At 69.4% G+C, this 21,371-nt stretch carries 12 protein-coding genes; 7 read left to right on the top strand and 5 right to left on the bottom strand.

Going from position 1 to position 21,371, the window contains the following annotated elements:
* Nucleotides 1–2: 2 nt before the first annotated feature.
* The 3 genes from Q0066_RS16125 to Q0066_RS16135 are packed head-to-tail and all read right to left on the bottom strand — an operon-like array spanning nt 3 to nt 7,704.
* Nucleotides 3–2,387 carry a beta-galactosidase gene (locus tag Q0066_RS16125; protein WP_298134844.1) on the bottom strand — a complete coding sequence of 795 codons (2,385 nt, stop codon included), beginning with the start codon at nt 2,385–2,387 and terminating at the stop codon, nt 3–5.
* Nucleotides 2,384–4,522 carry a glycoside hydrolase family 3 N-terminal domain-containing protein gene (locus tag Q0066_RS16130; RefSeq protein ID WP_298134846.1) on the bottom strand — a complete coding sequence of 713 codons (2,139 nt, stop codon included), beginning with the start codon at nt 4,520–4,522 and terminating at the stop codon, nt 2,384–2,386. Before Q0066_RS16130 ends, Q0066_RS16125 begins: the two co-directional genes overlap by 4 nt.
* Nucleotides 4,519–7,704, bottom strand: a complete 3,186-nt coding sequence (locus Q0066_RS16135; protein ID WP_298134847.1) for a hypothetical protein — start codon at nt 7,702–7,704, stop codon at nt 4,519–4,521. Before Q0066_RS16135 ends, Q0066_RS16130 begins: the two co-directional genes overlap by 4 nt.
* Before the next feature lie 266 nt (nt 7,705–7,970).
* Here Q0066_RS16135 and Q0066_RS16140 point away from each other — a divergent pair, with 266 nt between their 5' ends.
* The 6 genes from Q0066_RS16140 (at nt 7,971) to Q0066_RS16165 (ending at nt 15,908) form a co-directional block, all read left to right on the top strand.
* The gene (locus tag Q0066_RS16140; protein WP_298134849.1) at nt 7,971–9,686 is read left to right on the top strand and encodes an ABC transporter substrate-binding protein; all 1,716 of its coding nucleotides are present in this window, start codon (nt 7,971–7,973) and stop codon (nt 9,684–9,686) included.
* An 86-nt stretch (nt 9,687–9,772) separates the two neighbouring features.
* On the top strand, nt 9,773–10,765 hold the full coding sequence (locus Q0066_RS16145) for an ABC transporter permease (RefSeq protein ID WP_298134851.1): 993 nt from the start codon (nt 9,773–9,775) through the stop codon (nt 10,763–10,765).
* Nucleotides 10,762–11,703, top strand: a complete 942-nt coding sequence (locus Q0066_RS16150) for an ABC transporter permease (RefSeq protein WP_298134853.1) — start codon at nt 10,762–10,764, stop codon at nt 11,701–11,703. Before Q0066_RS16145 ends, Q0066_RS16150 begins: the two co-directional genes overlap by 4 nt.
* A 1-nt stretch (nt 11,704) precedes the next feature.
* Nucleotides 11,705–13,594: an ABC transporter ATP-binding protein gene (locus Q0066_RS16155; protein ID WP_298134855.1), complete on the top strand. Its 1,890-nt coding sequence runs from the start codon at nt 11,705–11,707 to the stop codon at nt 13,592–13,594.
* Nucleotides 13,595–13,644: 50 nt separating this feature from the next.
* Complete coding sequence (locus tag Q0066_RS16160) at nt 13,645–14,652, top strand: LacI family DNA-binding transcriptional regulator (protein ID WP_298134857.1); 1,008 nt, start codon at nt 13,645–13,647, stop codon at nt 14,650–14,652.
* The gene (locus tag Q0066_RS16165; protein WP_298134858.1) at nt 14,649–15,908 is read left to right on the top strand and encodes a glucoamylase family protein; all 1,260 of its coding nucleotides are present in this window, start codon (nt 14,649–14,651) and stop codon (nt 15,906–15,908) included. Before Q0066_RS16160 ends, Q0066_RS16165 begins: the two co-directional genes overlap by 4 nt.
* A 66-nt stretch (nt 15,909–15,974) precedes the next feature.
* On the opposite strand, the gene Q0066_RS16170 is transcribed toward Q0066_RS16165, so the two are convergent.
* On the bottom strand, nt 15,975–16,676 hold the full coding sequence (locus Q0066_RS16170; protein ID WP_298134860.1) for a hypothetical protein: 702 nt from the start codon (nt 16,674–16,676) through the stop codon (nt 15,975–15,977).
* Between the two features lie 18 nt (nt 16,677–16,694).
* Nucleotides 16,695–18,425, bottom strand: coding sequence for an NAD-dependent malic enzyme (locus Q0066_RS16175; protein ID WP_298134861.1), 1,731 nt, complete (start codon nt 18,423–18,425; stop codon nt 16,695–16,697).
* Nucleotides 18,426–18,786: 361 nt separating this feature from the next.
* Here Q0066_RS16175 and clpB point away from each other — a divergent pair, with 361 nt between their 5' ends.
* Nucleotides 18,787–21,369 carry an ATP-dependent chaperone ClpB gene (gene clpB / locus Q0066_RS16180; protein WP_298134863.1) on the top strand — a complete coding sequence of 861 codons (2,583 nt, stop codon included), beginning with the start codon at nt 18,787–18,789 and terminating at the stop codon, nt 21,367–21,369.
* The last annotated feature ends 2 nt before the right edge of the window (nt 21,370–21,371 follow it).

Here is a 21,371-nt window from a genome sequence, read left to right on the forward strand (position 1 = left end):
CCTCAGCGGCTGCACTCTGCCTGCAGTGACACCGGTCCGCGTCCGCGGATGACCCAGGTGTCTCCATCGCCGCTCAACTCGCCGCCGGTCACCAACGGTCGTGGTCCGCGCAGCCGGATCTCGGACGCCGCACCCGCCAGTCCCGGCCCGAAGCTCAGCCGGTCGGCACGCACCTCGGCCAGTTCGGCGTCGGCAGACTCGATCACGCCCAGCGGCGTGATCAGGTTCCGCGGCAGCATCACCCCGGTGCGCGGTGGCAGCGTCAGCGCACGCGGCTCGGAGCCGTCCCAGCCGACCCGCACCTCGGGGGAGTGACCGGTGATGTTGATCAGGTGGATCAGCCGCTGACCGCGGTCGTCGGCACCGGTCAGGCCGAACACGCCGGGTACCGGGCTGTGCAGCGACAGCCGGGACGTCGCGCCGAGCCGGTTCAGGGCGCGTCCGAACAGTTCCAGGTTGCTGGGCAACTCGGCCGCGAACAGCACCACCCGGCCGGCGCCCAGTGACACCTCGGCGCCGCACGGCCTGCCGTCCTGATCGCTGAGCAGCACCGTGCCCGCGCCGGGGTCGATGTGCTCGAGCCAGCCCACCCGGGTCTGCGGCCAGGGAGCCGCCCAAGCATGAGCCGACACGGTCGGAAAGTACTGGTCGGCGCCGGTCACGAACGTCAGCCCACGGACGCCGAGCGCGTCGGCCAGCACCGTGCACGGCTCACCGGCCAGATCGAAACAGGGCACCCGGCCGAGCAGCAGCAGGCGTCCACCAGCGGTGACGAAGTCGACGAGCCGGCGCTGTACCGGGCCGTCCAGGTACTGGCCGGACGACAGCAACAGCACCGCGTCCGGACGCGGAGCCTCCCGCTCCAGCCAGACCGCGCCGAACTGGTGACCGAGCAGCAGCGCCGAACGGGTCAGCGCCCGCCGCGGTCCGGCACCGCGATGCCGGCGCAGATCGTCGACGACAGCAGTCATCACCGCGCTGCCCGGGTGGTGGTACTCGGTGGCGTAGGCGTCGAGCACCAGGCCGAGTTGCAGGTTGTCCGGCTCCGGACGCATCGCCGCCAGCCAGGGCGCCATCGTGCGCATAACCCGCCCGGCCCGTGCGGTGGCGGCGTAGGTCTGGCCGCGCCGGCCCTCGGGATCCACCGGTGCGGCGAAACCGTGCCGCTCGCCGGTGAACGCGATCCGGTCGATGCCGTTGCCCACCGGCTCGTCGAGCGGCCGGTTGTGACCTCCGGCGAACAGGTACCAGTTGATCAGCCGGTTCCCCTGTGCCACGAAGAGCCGGGTCTTCAGATCGACGGTCGCCGGGTCGACGAGGGTGTCCATGCCGTCGCCGTAGTCGCCGCTGCCGGCCTCGAACTCCACCGAGGTGAGCGGCTGGTCGGGATCGTTCACGGCGGCTTGGAAGGCGTTCATCAAGTAGAGGTCGGGGGTGGACTGCAGGGTCAGCTCGCCCACGTAGTGATCCGAGCCGGAGATCATCCCGGGCACCCCGGCGTAGGTCTGCACCAGTTGGCTGATGCCGATCGGGAACGGCTCGCCGCCACCGGCCTCGGTGCCGTGAATGTTGATCACGAACGGCACGCCGCGCACGCCGAACACCTCGGCCATCGACCGCAGCTCGGCCACGTAGCGGGCGAATCGGTGCCGCATGAACAGGGCCAGATCGACCCGCAGAGCGCCGGCCCACGCCTCCTGCGGCGAGCGGACCGCCGCCGCCCAGGCCGCGTCGTCGGCCAACGCCACCGGATAACGCACCGAGGGCTCGGCGTAGCGGAACAGCACCCACCTGCGGAAGTCGGCCAACAGGTGCGGGGTCAGGTCGGGCGAGTTGGTGACCCAGGCCAACATGCCGATCTCGTTGTCGAGCTGCAGGGCGATCACATTGCCGCCGTTGCCGACGGTGCGCGAGGCGATCAGTGGCAGCACGGTGGCGTACCAGCGCCGCACCTCGGCCAGGAACACCGGGTTCAGGTAGTCGAGGGTGCGGCTGGGCGTCCGCACTCCGTCCCAGCCGACCGGAACCAGCTCCGGATGCTCGCGGTAGATGCGGTACGGAATGCCCTCGTTCATCAACTCGGCCATCACGAACGGACCGGGCCGGGCGAAGAACCACAGCCCGCGCTCGGCGCACAGGTCGATGAATGCGGCCACGTCGCGGTCCGGACGGGTGGCGCCGGTCACGTCGAGGCTGCCGTCCGGCAGTTCGTGCAGCAGCCAGGGAATGTAGGACGCGACCGTATTGCAGCCCGCCTCGACCAGGGCGTCCAGCCGGTCCGCCCACTGTTCGCGCGGGACGCGGAAGTAGTGGATCTCGCCGGCCAGCACCAGCTGCGGCTCGCCGTCGATCAGCAGCCGTCCGCCCTCTGAGGTGACGCCCCTCACTCGTCCGCTCCCGCGGCGACGATCCGCACCTCGACGGCGGCGGACGCGGTGGCGTCGCGCCCGGTGATCAGCCGAACCAGGCCCTGATCGACCCGCCAGGTGAGGTCGCGTCCGAAGTAGCCGAAGGCATCGGTCCCGATCGTGAAGACGGCGGTGCCGGTCTCACCGGGGGCCAGGTCGAGCCACTGCCAGTCGAGCAGCTCCAGCTTGGGACGGGTCACCTCGGCGACCGGGTCGTGAAGGTACAACTGGACGAGCTCGCGCCCGGCCCGCTGGCCGGTGTTGGTCACCTGCGCGCTGACCTCGACCTGGCCGCCGAGCGGCACCTCGGACGCCGACGCGACCGGCCCGCCGTGCCGGAACGTGGTGTAGCTCAACCCGTAGCCGAACGGCAGTTGCGGCTGGGTCAGGGCGTCGAGGTAGCGGCCGTCCCAGGCGTCGCGGGTGAAGTCGAGCACCCGTGAGGTGGCCCGGGCGTGCACCGACGACGGCACGTGCCCGGTGCTGCGCGGGAAGGTCATCGGCAGCCGTCCGGACGGCTCCCGACGTCCGAACAGCACGTCGGCCAGCGCCGGACCGGCCTCGGTGCCCGGATGCCACGCGACGACCACCGCCGACGCCACCCGCAGCACCTCGGCCAGGTCGAGCGGACGTCCGCCGAACACCACCGCCACCACCGGTTTGCCCAGCCCGCACAGCTGTTTCAGTGCCTCGAGCTGGCCGGCCGGCAGGCCCAGATCCGCCACCGAGTTGGCCTCGCCGGAGCGGCTCGGATGCTCGCCCAGCAGCGCCACCGTGACCGCGGCCGCGCGGGTGCGGTGCGCCGCCAGGTCGCTGAACCGGCCGTCGGTGTGGGTCAGCCGGTCGCCGAGCAGGTCGGTGAACGCCACCAGCGGCGAAGAGACGTCGGCGCCGCGTCCGTCCAGCACCCAGGTGCCGAGCAGTGCCTCGCCCTCGTCGACGAACGGGCCGGTCAGGTGCAGCGACTCGACCTGGTCCGACAACGGCAGGACGCCGTCGTTGGCCACCAGCACCATGCTGGCGACCGCAGCTTCGCGGGCCAGGGCCCGGGTCGCCGCCGTCGGTCCGATCGGATCGGCGGTGGTGCGTGGGTAGGGGTCGTCGAAGAGTCCGAGCCGGAACTTCATCCGCAGCACCCGGCGCACCGCGTCGTCCAGCAGGTCGAGCGGCACCTCGCCGTCGCCGACCAGGCTTTCCAGATGGGCGAGGTAGACGCCGGAGGCCATGTCGAGATCCACCCCGGCCAGCAGCCCCTGTCGAGCCGCGTCGCGGGCGTCGGCGGCGACCCCGTGGTCGACCAGCTGCCCGATCCCCGACCAGTCGGCGACCACGACACCGTCGAAGCCCCACTCCTGCTTCAGCACCTCACGGATCAGCCGCCGATTGGCGTGCATCGGCGTCCCGTCGATGTCGTTGAACGACGCCATCACCGACAGCACACCGGCATCGACCGCGGCCTTGAAGGTGCGCAGGTGCAGGTTGCGCAACGTGTTCTCGCCGACCTGCACCGACTCGTAGTCGCGGCCGCCGGCGGCCAGCCCGTAGCCGACGAAGTGCTTGGCGGTGGCGCCGATGTGCCGCTGAAAGCCGGTCACCGCGGCCATCGCGAGGCGGCCCGACAAGGCGGGTGACTCGCCGAACCCCTCGGCGACCCGGCCCCAGCGCGGCTCCTCCGAGATGTCGACCATCGGTGCGAACGTCCAGGCCACCCCCTCGCGGAGAGCCTCAGAGCCGGCGACATCGCAGAGCCGCTCGACGAGTTCGGCGTCCCACGCGGCGGCCAGCCCGAGCGGAATCGGGAACACGGTGCGGTGGCCGTGGATCACGTCGCGTCCGAACAGCACCGGAATGCCCAGCCGGGATTCCTCCACGGCGATGCGCTGGCATTGCTCGATGGCCCGGATCGACAGCCCCTCATCGCGCACGTTGCCGCCCAATGCGCCGCTGGCGTACAGCGACGAACCGATCCGCCCGGCGGCCAGCGCGTCACGATCGGCGCCCGGTGAGACGTTGGCGGGCTGGTTCAGCTGGCCCACCTTCTCGGGCAGGGTCATCTCGGCCAGCAGGGCGTCCACCCGCTCGTCGATGGGCAATGCCCGCATCCATTTCTTCACCGGCCAACCTCCAGATCGATTCGGGTGACGCCGTCAACTGCCGGGCCCAGTTCGGCCAGCTCCAGCCGGACGCCGGCCGTCCGGTAGCGGTTCAGCAGCGGCCGGCCGGTCACCGGGCGTCCGTCGACCCGCACCGACCGCACCCCGAAGCCCGGCGACGCGACGCGATAGCTGAGCTCGAGCACCCGGTCGGGCAGCGGGACCCGGGCCACCAGGCCGTCCAGCTCCGGGTCGAGCACCGGGTCCAGGTCCAGCGAGGACCCGTGCCGTCGCACCCCCAGCAGGCATTCGGCGAGCAGCCGCAGGAACAGGCCGGGTCCCGAGGAGTACACCCGCCAGCCACCCTGCAGGGCCACCTCGCCGGTAAGCGAGCGCTGATAGTGCTCTGCGGCGTCGTCGCGGTCGGCGAAGGCGGCGTCGGAGGACGAGTAGTAGCAGGTGGTCTGCCGTGGCTGGGCGCCCGGCACCCGCTCGGTGGCCCCGATCGGATTCACCAGGCACAGCGCCTTGAACAGCCCGGACGCGTCGCCCACCCGGGCCAGCGCCTCGGCATAGCGCAGGTGCGCGTGGGTGTACATCAGGCCGATCTCGCGGCCCCAGAACGTCGCCGCCTCGGCCCGCTGGAACACCTCCATCGGGCCGCCCCGGTACGGCGGGGGAGCGTCGAACAGCCGGACGCCGTCCGGCCCCGACAGGTGCCGGTCGAGCACCGCCAGGTGATGCCGGGCCTGTTCGGCGTCGAGCAGCTCGGCGCTGATCGCATGGATCCAGGGCAACACGCCGTAACGCAGACCGGTGCGCCGGTCCCGAGGGTGCACCAGCACCTCGGCGAGCCGTCCGGACTTCTCGAACACGCCGTAGCCGGCCAGCAACCCGTCGACCAGCAGCACGTCGGTCAGGGCACGTTCGGTGGCCTCGGCGAGCGCGGCGAGTCGCTTCTCCAGCGCCGGCTCGGCGGCGCAGACGGCCAGGCCCTCGACCAGCGCGCGCAGCGCCTGCACCTGCAGCACCGCCGTCCAGGTCGAGGCCATCTGGGCGGCCAGCCGCGGGTCGGCGGGCTGCAGCGAGTCGTTCCAGTCGCCGTGCCCATAGGACGGCAGCGGACTGCCGGGCACGGTGCGAGTCTCGATCACCCGGAGCGCGCGCTCGATGTGATCGACGATCGGTGCGGCCGTGACCGTGCCGCGGTCGCCGACGAAGCCGGCGGATTCGCGCAGCAGCGAGGCATCACCCTCGTGCTGCAGGTACTCGCCGAGGGCGAGCAGCGGCCAGAACAGCACGTCGCCGTGCGCGTCCGGCTGCCCTGAGGACAGCGGCGGCAGGAACTCGAAGGCCTGCGGCCAGTCACCGCGTTGGTGCTGGGCGGCGAACACCCGCAGCAGCAGGTCGCGCTGCGCGTCGGGCCGGGCGTACGCCGTCAGCAGGCCGACCGGTCCCTGGCAGACGTCCCGGGTACCCCAGCCGCCGCCGCTGAACTGCTCGAGCCCGCGCGGCGACAGGTAGTGGACCAGCGCATCGTGAGTGAACCAGGGCACGATCCGGTTGAGCCGGTCCACCTCGTCGGCGGCCGGGCCGCCCGCGTGCAGGGTCAGTGCGCCTACGGCGAGCGCCGCCTCCGCGCGAGGGAGCGTCGAAGCCGCCGGGACGTCGGGTGAGGCAGTGACCGCGCCGGTGGCGCTCAGCCCGAGGGTGAGCGGCGCAGCGCCGGCAATGGTCAGCCAGGGCAGCCCCCGCGAGACCCCGTCGGCGAACAGGGGACCGTCGCCGTCACCGACGGCACCCGCCCCTGAATAGCGCAGGTCGAGCCCGGCCGCGCGCAGCCGTCCGGGCCGGGAGGTCAGGTCACCGGTGCGCCCGAGCTGGGCAGCCACCAGCAACTGTCGTGGCCGTCCGTTCAACTGGCGCAACGCGACCTTCACCTCATGGGTGCCGCCGCCGGTGGCGGTGACCACCTCGAGCACGGTGTCGCCCCAGGCGTACAGCCAGCGCGCCCGGTCGGGCCGCAGCCCCCAGGCACTCGGTCGACCCAGCAGCAGCCAGCGGCCGCCGTCGTGAACGAAGACCCGCAGGCCGTGACTGCGGCGCAGGCCCAGGTAGCTCTGCGTGGCGCTCAGCAGCGGATCGCGTCCGACATGACCACGGGTCAGATGCGAGGCGAACACACCGTTCAGCCAGACGGTGGTGGTCAGGCCATCGGACCCGGGAGTGACGGACGAACCGGTGCGCAGCAGCTGGCCGTGGGGACGCAGCACGGCCCGGTCCTTGGCAGCGCTGACCAGCACCTCACCGTCTGCCGACAGCGCCTCCCACCAGTCGGCGCCGGGCTGCTCGACGACCTGGATCGGTCCGCTCAGCAGTTCGCCCAGCCGGCCCACGTCCAGCGGCTCCGTGATCAACTCCGACGCCCCGGCGAACAGCGTCGGGGGTGGGGTCGGAGCCGGGGCAGTCAGTGGGGCGCCGGTCTGCGGCAACCGCTCCTCCGGCGCCCAGGCGGAATCGCTGGCCGCGCTCGCCTGCGGATGGTCGGGCACCAGCACGCCGAAGAAGCCGGCGCGATGGGTCTGGCCGGGCTCCAGGCGGACGGCCCGGTCGGCGATCACCGCCAACGTGTGTTCGTGCTGCAGTCGCGTGTTCGGCAGCTGCCGTCGCAGCAGGCCGCTGGGGACCCCGTTCACCAGTGGCGCCAGCTGGGCCGCGTCGGTCGCCCAGCCGACCCCTTCGCCGTAGCTGCCCAGCAACGTCCAGGGCGCGCGCGGTCCGGGCATGTTCTGCCGGACCGCGAGGCAGTCACCCCACAGGGGGTGGCGCACCGGCGAAACATCCAGGTATTGACTGACGTAATACTGATTGATTCGAACGACATCCGAAGGAGCCAATGCGATATCGCACGCCAGTACGGTGTCGAACTCGATCGGAATGGCCGACTTGGAAGCGTGTCGGTCGGGGGAGCTGACGGTGAGTTGCCACTGCCAGGTGAGGCGTTCGGGATGTAGCGAGAAACGGGCCGCAAACATTAGTCCGCGCTCGCTGCCGACTACCTCGAAGCCGTCCTCGAATCGGGTGACGGTGCGCTGCGCGGCGGGGTCGGCGACCCGGATCGGGTGTGCCCGATCACCCTCCAGGATGCGGATCCACAGCCCGCCGGCACCGCATTCGGCATAGTCGGCCGGATATTGCAGCATGGAGAGTCCATCGAGGTCGAGGCGGCTCAGACCACCCCACGGAGTGTGCGTGGCGGTGCTTGCCCCAGCTCCTACAGCGCTCGCGGTCATTGACTCTGTCTATCACCGCCGCCCGCGGCGACAACACCCGAAAAGGCATGTAAATAGCTGTAAATAGCGCTGCCGGAGCGAATGTTCGCCATGAAAGTACTTACATTGCCAAAAGTCATTGACCGATGCTCGGGGCCTGCTTATCGTGTCGAAATAGAACATGTGAGGAGATCCCGATGACGCGACGAACCACACGGTCTCATCCGTTCAGCCCGGTGGGGCTGACCGCGCTGGCCGCCACGGGCATGCTGGTCCTGACGGCCTGCTCCGGACGCATCCAGACCAACCAGAACCAGCCGGCACCCTCCGCGGGCGGTACCGCCGGCACCGACGCGATGATCGACCAGGTCACCATGCCCGCAGAGGTGGCTGAGAACGTGGGCGGCCTGGTCAACTACAACCCGTTCTCGCCCAATGCGCTGACCAAGGTGTACTTCTACGAGCCGCTGATGATCCGCAACTCGTTGAACTGCCAGATGACGCCGTGGCTGGCCACCGGCTTCAAGTGGGAGGGCGCGACCAAGCTCACTTTCACCATCCGCGAGGGCGTGAAATGGAGCGACGGCCAGCCGCTCACTCCCGATGACGTCAAGTTCAGCCTCGAACTGGGCAAGCGATTCTCCGCGCTCGACACCGCCGGCATCTGGAACGACACCTTCGGCAAGAAGGCCGCCGATGTCACGGTCGTCGGCAACGACGTGACGATCACCTTCAGCGGCAACGCCGCCGCCAAATTTGACTCGATCATCGGCGTCAAGATCCTGCCCAAGCACGTCTGGGAGAAGATCGACGACCCGGTCAAGTACATCGACAAGGACCCGGTCGGCACCGGCCCCTTCACCGTCGGCTCCTACAACGGCCGCAAGCTGGTGCTCGAGCGCCGCGCCGACTATTGGCAGGCCGACAAGGTGAAGGTCCAGAAGCTGGTGCTCGAGGGCAACTACGACGCCACCCAGGCCGCACTGAAGCTCAACGCCGGCGGACTGGACGCCTACTGGGGCGAGATTCCGAACCCCCAGGTGGCGTTCGTCGACAAGAACCCGACACTGAACCACTTCTGGTACGCGCCGGCCGGCACCACCGTGCTCACGCCGAACCTCACCAAGGCGCCGTTCAACGACGTCAAATTCCGCGAGGCCTACAGCCAGGGGCTGAACAAGGACGAGATCAGCACCAAGGCCACCTACGGGGTGATGAAGCCCGCCTCGCAGACCGGCCTGAAGCTGCCCTACGCCGAGAACCTGATGCCCGAGGAGTTCGCCAAGAAGGACACCGTGCTGCCCTTCGACACCGCCAAGGCCGAACAGTTGCTGGACGCCGCCGGCTACAAGGTGGGCGCGAACGGCATGCGCACCAATCCGGACGGCTCGCCGCTGCAGATCAAGTTCACCGTGCAGGCCGGGTGGATCGACTACGAGTCGACCGTCGAGGTGATCGTCCGCAACCTGCAGGCGCTGCACCTGGACGCCAAGACCGTCAAGAGCGCACCCGACAACGTCGAGGCACAGAAGAAGTCCGCTGACTTCGACATGGTGCTCGAATACCTGCACGGCGGCTGTGAGGTGGCCCGCAACATCGGCTCCAAGCTGGCCAGCGACCAGATTCCGACCAAGACGAAGGTGCAGAGCAACGTCGAGCGCTGGAACGACCCGGCCACCGACGCCACCATCGCCCAGCTCTCCGGGTCGACCGATCCCGCCGAGCAGAAGAAGCTGGTCGGCTCGCTGGTCGACACGATGATGACCCAGTACCCGGTGACCTCGCTGATCTACGCCCCGGCCCGGATGATCTACCGCACCGACAAGGCGGTCGGCTGGCCCAGCGCCGACGATCCGTACGCGACCAACAGCGACATGCTGCTGATCATGACTCACCTGAAGTCGGCCAAGTAGCCGCACCCCGAGCTCGCGGGGCATGACGCGCCTCCTCACCGTCATGCCCCGCGCCGTACGGGCGCCGGCCCGAAAGGAGCGCGACGATGCGCTATTTCCTGAGGCGGATCGGGTTCTTCATCGCCACCTTGTGGGCTGCGGTGACCCTGAACTTCATCATTCCCCGGCTGCAGCCGGGAGACCCCGCCGAGATCATGTTCAAGAAGCTGCAGGGCAAGGACGCCGAGCTCGACCCGGCGAAGATCGAGGCCCTGCGTGCCATGCTCGGCGACCCGGCCGGCGCCAACCTGTGGGACCAGTACTGGAACTACCTCGGCTCGCTGGCGCGCGGTGACTTCGGCATCTCGTACACGTACTTCCCCTACGAGGTGAAGACCGTGATCGGTGTCGCGCTGCCGTGGACCCTGGTGCTGGTGGGCGTCACCCTGATCATCTCTTTCGTGGTGGGCACCCTGCTCGGAGCCTTCGCCGCGTGGCGACGCAACAGCCGCTTCGACTCGTTCGTGACGCTGGGCTCGACGTTCATCGGAACACTCCCGTCGTTCTGGCTGGCGCTGCTGATCCTGTTCGCGTTCGGCTACGTGCTGGGCTGGTTCCCCACGGCAGGTGGGTACGACGCCAGCACCCCCGGCTGGAACGGCGAGTTCCTCGCCGACGCCCTGTACCACTCGGTGCTGCCCGCCTCGGTGCTGCTGATCACCGGCCCGATCGGCTGGATCCTCGGCATGCGCAACACGATGATCATGAATCTGGGTGAGGACTACGTCAGGCTGGCCCGGGCCAAGGGTGTGCCGGACGCGCAGATCGCCCTGCGCTACGCCGCCCGCAACGCACTGCTTCCCTCCATCACCGGCCTCGCCCTGGCCCTGGGCAGCATGCTCGGCGGCCAGATCCTGATCGAGCAGGTCTTCGACTACCCGGGGCTCGGACGGCTCACCGCCCAGGCCATCGACAACAAGGACTATCCACTGCTGCAGGCCCTGCTGCTGTTCACCATCGTCGGCGTACTGGTGGCCAACCTGATCGCCGACGTGCTGTACGGCATTCTCGATCCCCGGGCCAGGAAGGTGACCTCATGAGCACCGGAGTCACGCAACCGGCCAGCTCGTCCGACCTGCCGGTCGGCGGGCCCGAACTCGCCGAGGCCGAGGCCCAGGCCGTGGAGGCCGCCGGCCCCCGCTGGTGGCAGATCATCTGGGCCAACCGCAAGGCCAAGGTCGGTGTCGTCATCTTGTCGCTGTACGTGCTGGTCGCGCTGTTCGCACCGTGGGTCGCGCCGTACCAGGGCACCCGCACCGACTTCGAGGCACTGCTCGAACCCAGCGCCGAGCACTGGCTGGGCACCACCACCTCCGGTGGCGACATCGCCTCGCAGCTGATCTGGGGTACCCGGGTGTCGCTGCTGGTCGGCCTGTTCGGCGGGCTGTTCGCCACCGCCATCGCGCTGGTGATCGGCATGATCTCGGGCTACTTCGAGGGCACCTGGATCGATGAGGTGCTGTCGTTCCTGACCAACGTCGCTCTCGTGGTGCCGATCCTGCCGCTGATCATCACCCTGATGGCCTACACCGAGGACCGGTCGATCTGGTTCACCATCTTCGTGATCGCCATCACCTCATGGGCCGGCGCGGCCCGGGCCAAGCGATCCCAGATCATCACGCTGCGCAACCGTGATTTCGTCACCGCCGCGAAGTTCTCGGGCGAGCGGTCGTGGACGATCGTCTTCCGCGAGATCATGCCCGGAATGTCGTCGCTGATCATGGCCGGATTCTTCGGGGCGGCCACCGGCGCGGTCGGTGCCGAGGCCGGCCTGTCGTTCCTCGGCCTGGGCGACACCAGTTCGGTGTCCTGGGGAACGATGCTCTACCAGGCCAATCAGCAGGGCGCGCTGGCGCAGGGGTTGTGGATCTGGCTGGTCGTGCCCGGCATCGCGCTGGCGGTGCTGATCACGTCCTTCACCTTCGTGAACTTCGGCATCGATCTGCTGAGCAATCCGCACCTACGAGAGGACGGCTGAGATGGCTCTGCTCGAGGTCAACAATCTGAGCGTTCGCTACGAACCCAAGCTGCATCGTCCGCTGACCGCCGTCGACGACGTGTCGTTCTCGATCGCCGAGGGCGAGTTCGTCGGCCTGATCGGCGAGTCCGGTTCGGGCAAGTCGACCCTGGCCAACGCACTGCTGAGGCTGACGGAGCGTCCGGCGCGGATCAGCGGCGGCAGCATCGCCTTCGACGGCCGCGACCTGGTCACGATGAACGAGGACGAACTGAGGCCCTACCGGTGGCGTGACATCTCGACGGTGTTCCAGTCGTCGATGAACGCGCTCAACCCGGTGGTGCGGGTGATCGACCAGTTCCGTGACGCGATCGAACTGCACTCCGACCTGCGCGGCGACGCCGTCGTCGATCGGGTGAAGCAGCTGTTCGGCATGGTGATGATCGAGGAGAAGTTCATCACCGCCTACCCCCACGAGTTGTCCGGGGGCATGAAGCAGCGGGTCAACCTGGCTCTCGCGCTGGCGAACAAGCCCCGGTTCGTGCTGCTCGACGAGCCGACCACCGGCCTGGACGTGGTCGTGCAGCGCTCCATCCTCGAAGCGGTGCGCACGTTGCAGGCCGAGCAGCACTTCGCGGTGCTGTTCATCAGCCACGACATGGGCACCGTGCTCGACCTCAGCGACCGGATCCTGGTGATGTACGCGGGCCGGATCGTCGAGGAGCACGACTCCGCCGACCTGATGAGGAACCCGCTGCACCCCTACTCGAAGGGCCTGATGGGCAGCTACGGCGATCCGCGGGCGCAAACAGTCCGGATCACCTACGTGCCGGGCCGGCCGCCGGATCTCTCCGCGGAGCTCACCGGCTGCCGGTTCGCACCCCGATGTCCGGAACGCATCGAGCGGTGCCTGAGCGTCGACCCCGAGCTGCTGCCGCTGGACGGTGCCCGAGTGGCGTGTCATGTGGCGCAGCTGCAGGCGCACCCCGAGCCGGGCGTGACCGTACCGCCGCGGTCACCGGCCTTCGCCGGCCCGGAGTTCGTCAAGTCCGACGACGAGAGCAAGCAGGCGCTGGCCCAGGAGGCTTTCGTGAGCGTCGACGGCGTCAGCAAGGTGTTCCGCACCCGGAACGGGATGAAGTTCGCCGACTTCACCGCCATCGACGACGTCAGCTTCGACCTGCGCCGGGGCGCGGTGACGGCGCTGGTGGGACAGTCGGGCTCGGGCAAGAGCACCCTGGCCCGGATGATCACCGGGGTCGAGAAGCCGACCTCAGGCACGATCACCTTCCACAGCTTGGACGGCGAGGCGCTCGAGGTGGGCGGCATGCGTTCGGGAGCCCTGCGTGACTACCGCAAACGCGTCCAGATGGTGTTTCAGGATCCGTACAGCTCGCTCAACCCGACCAAGACGCTCGGCTACATCCTGAGCCGTCCGCTGCGCAACTTCGGCCGACTCTCGGGCGCAGAACTGACCAAGCGGGTCGACGAACTGCTCGAGATCGTCGCGCTCACCCCGGCGTCCCGGTTCCGCAACCGGTACGCCTACGAGCTCTCCGGCGGGCAGCGGCAGCGGGTGGTGATCGCCCGCGCGCTGGCCAGCAACCCGGAACTGATCGTCGCCGACGAGCCGATCTCGTCGCTCGACGTGTCGATCCGCGCCGAGATCCTGGAACTGCTGCACAACCTGGTGCAGGACAGCGACGTGAGCATCCTGTACATCACCCACGACCTGCTCAGCGCCCGGATGCTGGCCGACGAGGTGATCGTGCTGTCCGGCGGCCGGGTGGTCGAGCAGGGCCGGGCATTACAGGTGATCCGCGACCCCCAGGACGCCTACACCCGAAAGCTGCTCGACGCCATTCCCAACCCTTTCGCCGACCTCGATCGGCCGGCGGCGGCGGGCGAGTGACAGCGTGCGGAACGGCCTCGGTCGAGAGCTGGTTCAGTAGTCTGGAGGCTGTGAATCGCGAGGCGGAGCAGCCCGTCACCATCTACACGGTGGCCGAGCATGCCGGGGTGTCGATCGCGACGGTTTCCCGGGTGCTGCAGGGTTCGACGCCGAGTTCGGCCGCCACCAAAGCGCGGGTGCTCGACGCGGTGCGTGAACTGGGTTACGTGCCGCTGCGGGCCGGGCGGGCGCAGGCGTTGCGCCTCGAGCAGCACGGCTTGGTGCTCTACTCGCTCGGCGGGCCGTACTACTCCGAGCTGCTGGTCGGTTACGAGTCGCGTGCACCCGAGTTCGGCCAGAGCGTGTCGCTGATCTCGACCGAGGGCATCTGCGACGTGGACGACCGGGTGCTCGACCTGGCCGCGAAGATGGACGGCATGGTGCTGGCCCACGGCACGACCTCCGCGGAGGTCGTCCGCGAGGTGGCCCGCCGGGTGCCGACGGTGCTGCTCAACAGCGACCCGGTACAGGGCTGCGTGGGAGTGAACGTCGAGAACCGGCGGGCCACCGAGGAACTTGTCATCCACCTGCTGCGCGACCATGGTCACCGTCGGCTCCGTTTCGTGGGCGATCCCGATCAGGCCCGCGACGCCACCCACCGCTACCGGGGATTCACCGACGCACTGAGTGCGGCCGGCCTGCTCGAGGCGGGCCCGCCGCTGCGGGTGTCGTTCGGTGCGGCCGATCTGGGCGCGGTGGCCGATGCCGTGCTGGCCGAGGCAGGTGTGCAGGCATTGGTGTGCGCCAACGACGAACTCGCTCTGGGCCTGATCCGTCAGCTGCGCAAGCGCGGTGTGCGGGTGCCGGACGACGTGGCCGTCACCGGCTGGGACGACGTGATGGCGGCCCGCTACACGGACCTGACCACCGTGCGGCAACCCGCCCGCGAGGTGGGCCGGGTGGCGGCGCAGCGCCTGCACGAACTGATCATCCGCGAGTCGGTCCAGATCGACGAGGTCGTGGTGCCCAGCGAGGTGGTGCTGCGCAGCAGCTGCGGCTGCCCGGAGCCGGACGCATGACGACCACTTCGTGGCGGCGGTGGGCGTCCGACACCTGGCGCAGCCTGGACGCGCTCACCGACCCGGCCACCGGGCTGCCCGCAGACCACCTGGACGCCGCCCTGGCACCGGCCTCCCGCTCCCGGTACACCTCGCCGACCAACATCGGCGGACTGCTGTGGTGCACCGTCGGGGCGCGCGACGTCGGCTTGATCCCGTCCGCCGAGGCGGTGGATCGCTGCCGTGCGGTGCTGGCCTCACTGGCCGGCATGCGGCGCCACGAGCCGTCCGGTATGTACGCGAACTGGTACGACGAAGCGACCGGCGAGCGGCTGGACGTGCTGCCGGACGGATCGGTGGTCAACCAATTCCTGTCCAGCGTCGACAACGGCTGGCTGGCAGCGGGGCTGCTGGTGGTGCGCAACGCGCTGCCCGAACTCGCCTCGGACGCGTCCCGGCTGCTCGCCCAGATGGATTTCGGCTTCTTCTACGACCCGGACGCCATGCTGCTGTGGGGCGGTCACTGGTGGGACGCCGACGGCGGCACCCGTCCGACCGGGCATCACTACGGGCACCTGATGAGCGAGCCACGCATCGCCAGCTACCTCGGCATCGCCTCGGGTCGCATTCCGCCGGAGCATTACACCCGGCTGCCCCGCGAGCGGCGCAACTACCGCGGCCTCGAGGTGATACCGACCTGGGGCGGCTCGATGTTCGAAGCCCTGATGCCCGCGCTGCTGGTGCCCGAGGCGGCGTGGGCGCCCGTCTCGTTCGGCCGCAGTCATGCCAACACGGTCGCGGCCCAGCGGATCTTCGGCACCGAGGAGACCGGATTCGGCTACTGGGGCTTCTCGCCGGCCAGCACTCCCGACGGCGGCTACAGCGAGTGGGGCGTGGAACCGATCGCGCTGTCCCCGAAGGGCTATCCCTGCGACGTGCAGCGCACCGGGTACCGCGAGGGCCGGACGCGGGGCTGGGGCGACGGTGTCGTCACCCCGCACGCCACCGCGCTGGGGCTGGCGGTCGAGCCCGATGAGGCCAGTGAGTGCCTCGGCCGGCTGGAACGCGAACTCCGCTGCTACGGTCCCGGCGGGTTCTGCGATGCGGTGGGTGTGCGGTCCGGACGGGTGGCGCGTCGCTACCTGAGCCTGGACCAGTCGATGCTCTTCGGCGCACTGGTGAACGTGCTGACCGACGGGGCGTTGCAGCAACACTTCAGCACCGGTGAGGTCGAGGACGTGCTGCGTCCGCTGATCACCGCCGAGCCCGCACTCTGACACCCCTCGATGCCGCCGAGGTCACCTTGTTCGAACCTCGGTCGATGCGCGGACCTGTCCTACGACTCAACCTGTAGTGCCGTCGTCGGCCGCCGCGATCGCCGCACGCATCCGGGCCACCTCGTCAGGGCCGGCTTCCCGCCCGATCGCCGGGATCTCGAACATGTGCCGGCGCAGGCCGGCCGGGATGGCGGCGACCACCTCGACCGGTGCGGTCAACGCCTTGTCGTACAGCACCAGCCCCTGCACGTAGAAGAGATCCACGAACTTCGCCCGACCGGCAGCGTCACGCATCACGTTGCCCGGATTGTCGTCCAGCGGACCGCACCACGGCAGTTCGGCCTCGGCCCGCCGATGGACGTCGTCGATGAGCGCCGCGGCCGCAGCCAGCTCAGGGTCGGCGCGGTGTGCCGCGGGATCATGCAGGCGCCGGTGCCACTGCTGCGCCTCGTCGACGGGCATGGCGTCCAGCAGTTCCATCACCATCAACTGGCCGCCCCCGTCGAGGCTTCGGTGCGCGTCGAGCCGCGGCAGGTAACGGGTCCCGGCTCCCTCCCGATAGAGGGCGACGGTGAATGCGCAGGCCGGGTCGAAGGGACTCACCCGGGCCGCGAGCCGTCCGGTGGGGGAGCGGTAGGCGCGCGCCCAGTCGCCCTCACCGCACAGCGTCCAACCCTGGGCGAGCAGCCAGGGCTCGACCTCGTCGTGACGGGGCGGGACGGCGTGCGCGTCCACCCAGGTCAGCAGCCGGCGCGTCTCGTCCTCCACGGCGCAGACGATAGCCGTCTACTCGTCCTCGACCGGCAGCACCTCGAGCCGGGGGTATTCCGGCTTCCACATCCGCTGATAGATGTCGTTGATCGGGTCGGTCATCGGGGTGCGGGCCAGGCCCTGTTCCTCGGCGGTCCGCGCCACCGCGAGCGCGACCGCCGCGGCCACCAGCCGCAGGTCGCTCATCGCCGGCAGCAGCGAGGCGCCCGGACGGTACTCGTTCACCAGTCCGGCCAGGGCGGCAGCGGCGGCATGGATCATCTCGTCGCTGACCCGCCGTGCCCGCACCACCGAGACGCCGAGCCCCAGCCCCGGGAAGATCAGTGCGTTGTTGGCCTGCGCGATGGTGTGGTAGACGCCGTCATGCCGGATGGTGCCGTAGGGGCTGCCGGTCGCGATCAGCGCACGTCCGTCGGTCCACTCCAGCAGATCGGCCGGGTTGGCCTCCGAACGTGAGGTGGGATTCGACAGCGGCAGGATGATCGGCCGCTCGCAGCCGGCGGCCATCGCCGTCACCACCGGACGGGAGAATGCGCCGGTCTGCGCCGAGGTGCCGATCAGAATCGTCGGCTGCGCCGCTTCGACCACCTCCTGCAGGGTGATCGCGTGGGGGTTCGCGACCTGCCAGCCGTCCACCTCGGCACGGGTGCGGGCGTAGGGCCGCTGGAAGTCCCGGACGCCGCGGCTGTCTTCGACGATCAGCCCGCGGCGGTTGAAGGCGTAGAACGGCTGGTAACAGTCGTCGGCGTCGAGTCCGGCGCGGACCATCGACTCGCGGATGATGTCGGCGATCCCGACGCCCGCCGTCCCGGCCCCATAGATGACCACCCGGTGCTGCGCCAGCGGCACCCCGGTCAGCCGGACGGCGGCCAGCACCGCCGCCAGCACCACCGCGGCGGTGCCCTGGATGTCGTCGTTGAAGGTACACACCTGGTCGCTGTAGCGGTGCAGGATGCGGTGCGCGTTGCCGGCGCCGAAGTCCTCCCAGTGCAGCATCGCGTGCGGGAACTGGCGCTTGACCGCGGTCACGAACTCATCGATGAACTCGTCGTAACGCGGCCCCCGGACCCGGGCGTGCCGCTCGCCGAGATAGACGCCGCTGTGCAGCAGGCCCAGGTTGTCGGTGCCGACGTCGAGCACGATCGGGACGGCCCGGCGCGGATGGATGCCGGCCGCGGCGGTGTAGACGCCCAGCTTGCCCAGGGCGATCTGGATGCCGCCGATACCCTGATCGCCGATGCCCAGGATGCCCTCGGAGTCGGTGACCACCACCAGGTCGACGTCGTCGCCGTCCAGTTCGTAGTTGATCAGGGACTGCTCGACCAGTTCGGGATGGTCGATGGACAGGAACAGGCCGCGCTGGCCCACGTATTCGTGGCTGAACCGCTCGATCGCCTCACCGATGGTGGGGGTGTAGACGATCGGCAGCATCTCTTCCAGATGTTCGCTGAGCACCCGGTAGAACAGCACCTCGTTGCGGTCCCGCAACTGCGACAGGTAGATGTACTTCGCCAGCGGGGACGGCGAGCGACTGTACTGCGCGTAGGTGCGCCGCACCTGCTCGTCGAGAGTGCTGACCTCGCTGGGCAGCAGGCCCGAGAGTGCCAGCTCAGCCCGCTGTTCGTGGGTGAAGGCGGTGCCCCGATTCGCCACCGGGTTGCGCAGGACGCGGCGTCCGCGGGCGCGCACTTGCAGGACGATCTCGCTGTTGCTGGTGGTGACGAGGTTGAACTCGCGCTGCCGCATTCCCGATTCCTTCGTTGGAGGTCGCGGTGAGCCTATCTGCTCGTACCGGCGCGGGCCATCACCGCCGAGCGATGGTCCCACCGTCATCCCGGCGGACGCCGGGATCTCAGGCGGGCGTCAGAAGGGGGGTCTCGACAAGCTCGACCAGCGGGCCCCACGTCATCCCGGCGCACGCCGGAATCTCCCCACGCGCACCCGGCGACGAGATCCCGGGGCAAGCCCGGGATGACGGGCAACCGCCAAGGCGCTCGGCAAGCTCGACCAGCGGTAAGTGGCCGATCAGGTGAGGAATAGGGTCGTCCTCGCTATGGTTGAGTCAGGTGGACTCAACTTTGGTTTTCGTTCAGGAGACACGCTTTATATGGACACTTCGAAACTCACCGCCAAGAGCCGGGACGCGGTCTCGGCCGCGCTCCGCAATGCGCTGACCAACGGCAACCCCAGTGCCGAACCGGTGCATCTGCTGCACGCGCTGCTGATGGTGCCCGACAACACCGTCGGCGCACTGCTCAGCGCCGTCGGAGCCGACCCCAAGGTGGTTGACGCTGCCGCCCAGGGTGCGATCACCAAGCTGCCCAGCGCGTCCGGCAACTCGGTCAGCCAACCGGGTCTGTCCGGCAGCTTCGCCCGGGTGCTGGCCGACGCCGAGACCCGCGCCGAGCAGCTCGGCGACGAATTCGTCGCCACCGAACACCTGATGATCGCGCTGGCCACCATCGTCAGCGACGCCCAGAAGATCCTGCTGCAGTTCGGCGCCGAGCCGAAGAAGCTGACCACGGCGTTCAACGACGCCCGCGGCGACAAGCGGATCACCTCGGCCGAGCAGGAGGGCGGCGAATCCACCCTCGACAAGTACTCCGTCGACCTGACCGCCCGCGCTCGTGAGGGCAAGCTCGACCCGGTGATCGGACGCGACTCCGAGATCCGCCGGGTGGTGCAGGTGCTGGCCCGGCGCACCAAGAACAACCCGGTGCTGATCGGCGAGCCCGGCGTCGGCAAGACCGCCGTCGTCGAAGGCCTGGCCCAGCGGGTGGTGGCCGGCGACGTCCCCGATTCGCTGAAGGGGCGCCGCGTGGTCTCCCTCGACCTGGCGTCGATGGTGGCCGGTGCCAAGTACCGCGGCGAGTTCGAGGAGCGGCTGAAGGCCGTGCTGAACGAGATCCGCGACGCCGAGGGCCAGGTGATCACCTTCATCGACGAGTTGCACACCGTGGTCGGCGCTGGGGCGTCCGGCGATTCCTCGATGGACGCCGGCAACATGCTCAAGCCGATGCTGGCCCGCGGCGAACTGCGGATGATCGGCGCCACCACGCTGGACGAGTACCGCGAGCGGATCGAGAAGGATCCGGCGCTGGAGCGCCGCTTCCAGCAGGTGTTCGTCGGCGAGCCGTCCGTGGAGGACACCATCGCCATCCTGCGTGGGCTGCGCGAGCGTTACGAGGCGCACCACAAGGTGCGGATCACCGACGGCGCGCTGGTCGCAGCGGCGTCGTTGTCGAACCGGTACATCACCAGCCGGCAGCTGCCCGACAAGGCGATCGACCTGATCGACGAGTCGGCGTCCCGGCTGCGGATGGAGATCGACTCCTCGCCCGAGGAGATCGACCAGCTGCGCCGCAGCATCGACCGGATGACCATGCAGAGCTTCGCGCTCGAGAAGGAGACCGACCCGGCCTCGGTCGAGCGCTACCAGCGGCTGCAGGCCGAGCTGGCCGACGCCAAGGAGGAGCTGCGCGGGCTGGAGGGCCGCTGGGAGGCGGAGAAATCCGGCCTGAACCGGGTCGGCGAGCTGAAGGCCAAGGTCGACGAGCTGCGGATCGCGGCCGACCGGGCGCAGCGCGAGGGTGACCTGACCAAGGCATCCGAGATCCTGTACGGCGAGATCCCCAGCCTGCAGGCCGAGATGGACGCCGCCGAGAAGGACGAGTCGGGGCTCACCCCGATGGTCAGCGACGAGGTGTCGGCCACCGACATCGCCGAGGTGGTGGCGTCCTGGACGGGCATCCCGGTGGGCAAGCTGCTGCAGGGTGAGAGCGAGAAGCTGCTCACCATGGAGGAGCGGCTGGGCGAGCGGCTGATCGGCCAGCGCCAGGCCGTCGTCGCCGTCTCGGACGCCGTCCGCCGCTCGCGGGCCGGCATCTCCGACCCGAACCGGCCCACCGGATCGTTCCTGTTCCTCGGCCCGACCGGTGTCGGCAAGACCGAGCTGGCGAAATCGCTGGCCGAGTTCCTGTTCGACGACGAGCATTCGATGGTGCGCATCGACATGAGCGAGTACGGCGAGAAGCATTCGGTCTCCCGACTCGTCGGTGCCCCTCCCGGCTACGTCGGCTACGAAGAGGGCGGCCAGCTCACCGAGGCGGTGCGCCGGCGTCCCTACTCGGTGATCCTGCTCGACGAGGTCGAGAAGGCGCACCCCGAGGTGTTCAACATCCTGCTGCAGGTCTTCGACGACGGACGGCTCACCGACGGCCAGGGCCGCACGGTCGACTTCCGCAACGTGATCCTGATCATGACCAGCAACCTCGGCTCGCAGTACCTGGCCGATCCCAGCCTCGAGCCGGAGCTCAAGGAGCAGGCCGTGATGGGCGTGGTGCGGCAGGCGTTCAAGCCCGAGTTCCTGAACCGGCTGGACGAGATCGTGATGTTCACCCCGCTCGGCACCGAGGAACTGAGCAAGATCGTCGACATCCAGCTGCGCGGGCTGAACGCCCGGCTGGCCGAGCGGCGGATCCACGTCGAGGTCACCCAGGCCGGCAAGGACTGGCTGGCGCTGACCGGCTTCGACCCGGTCTACGGCGCCCGTCCGCTGAAGCGGCTGGTGCAGACCACGATCGAGGACGCCATGGCCCGGCGGATACTGGCCGGCGACATCATCGACGGCGACACCGTCCGGTTCGATGTGGACGCCGACGGCAGCGGCCTGGCTGTCGTCGAGAGCTGAGG

This window comes from Micropruina sp. (genome assembly GCF_027492755.1).
Classification (GTDB): domain Bacteria; phylum Actinomycetota; class Actinomycetes; order Propionibacteriales; family Propionibacteriaceae; genus Micropruina.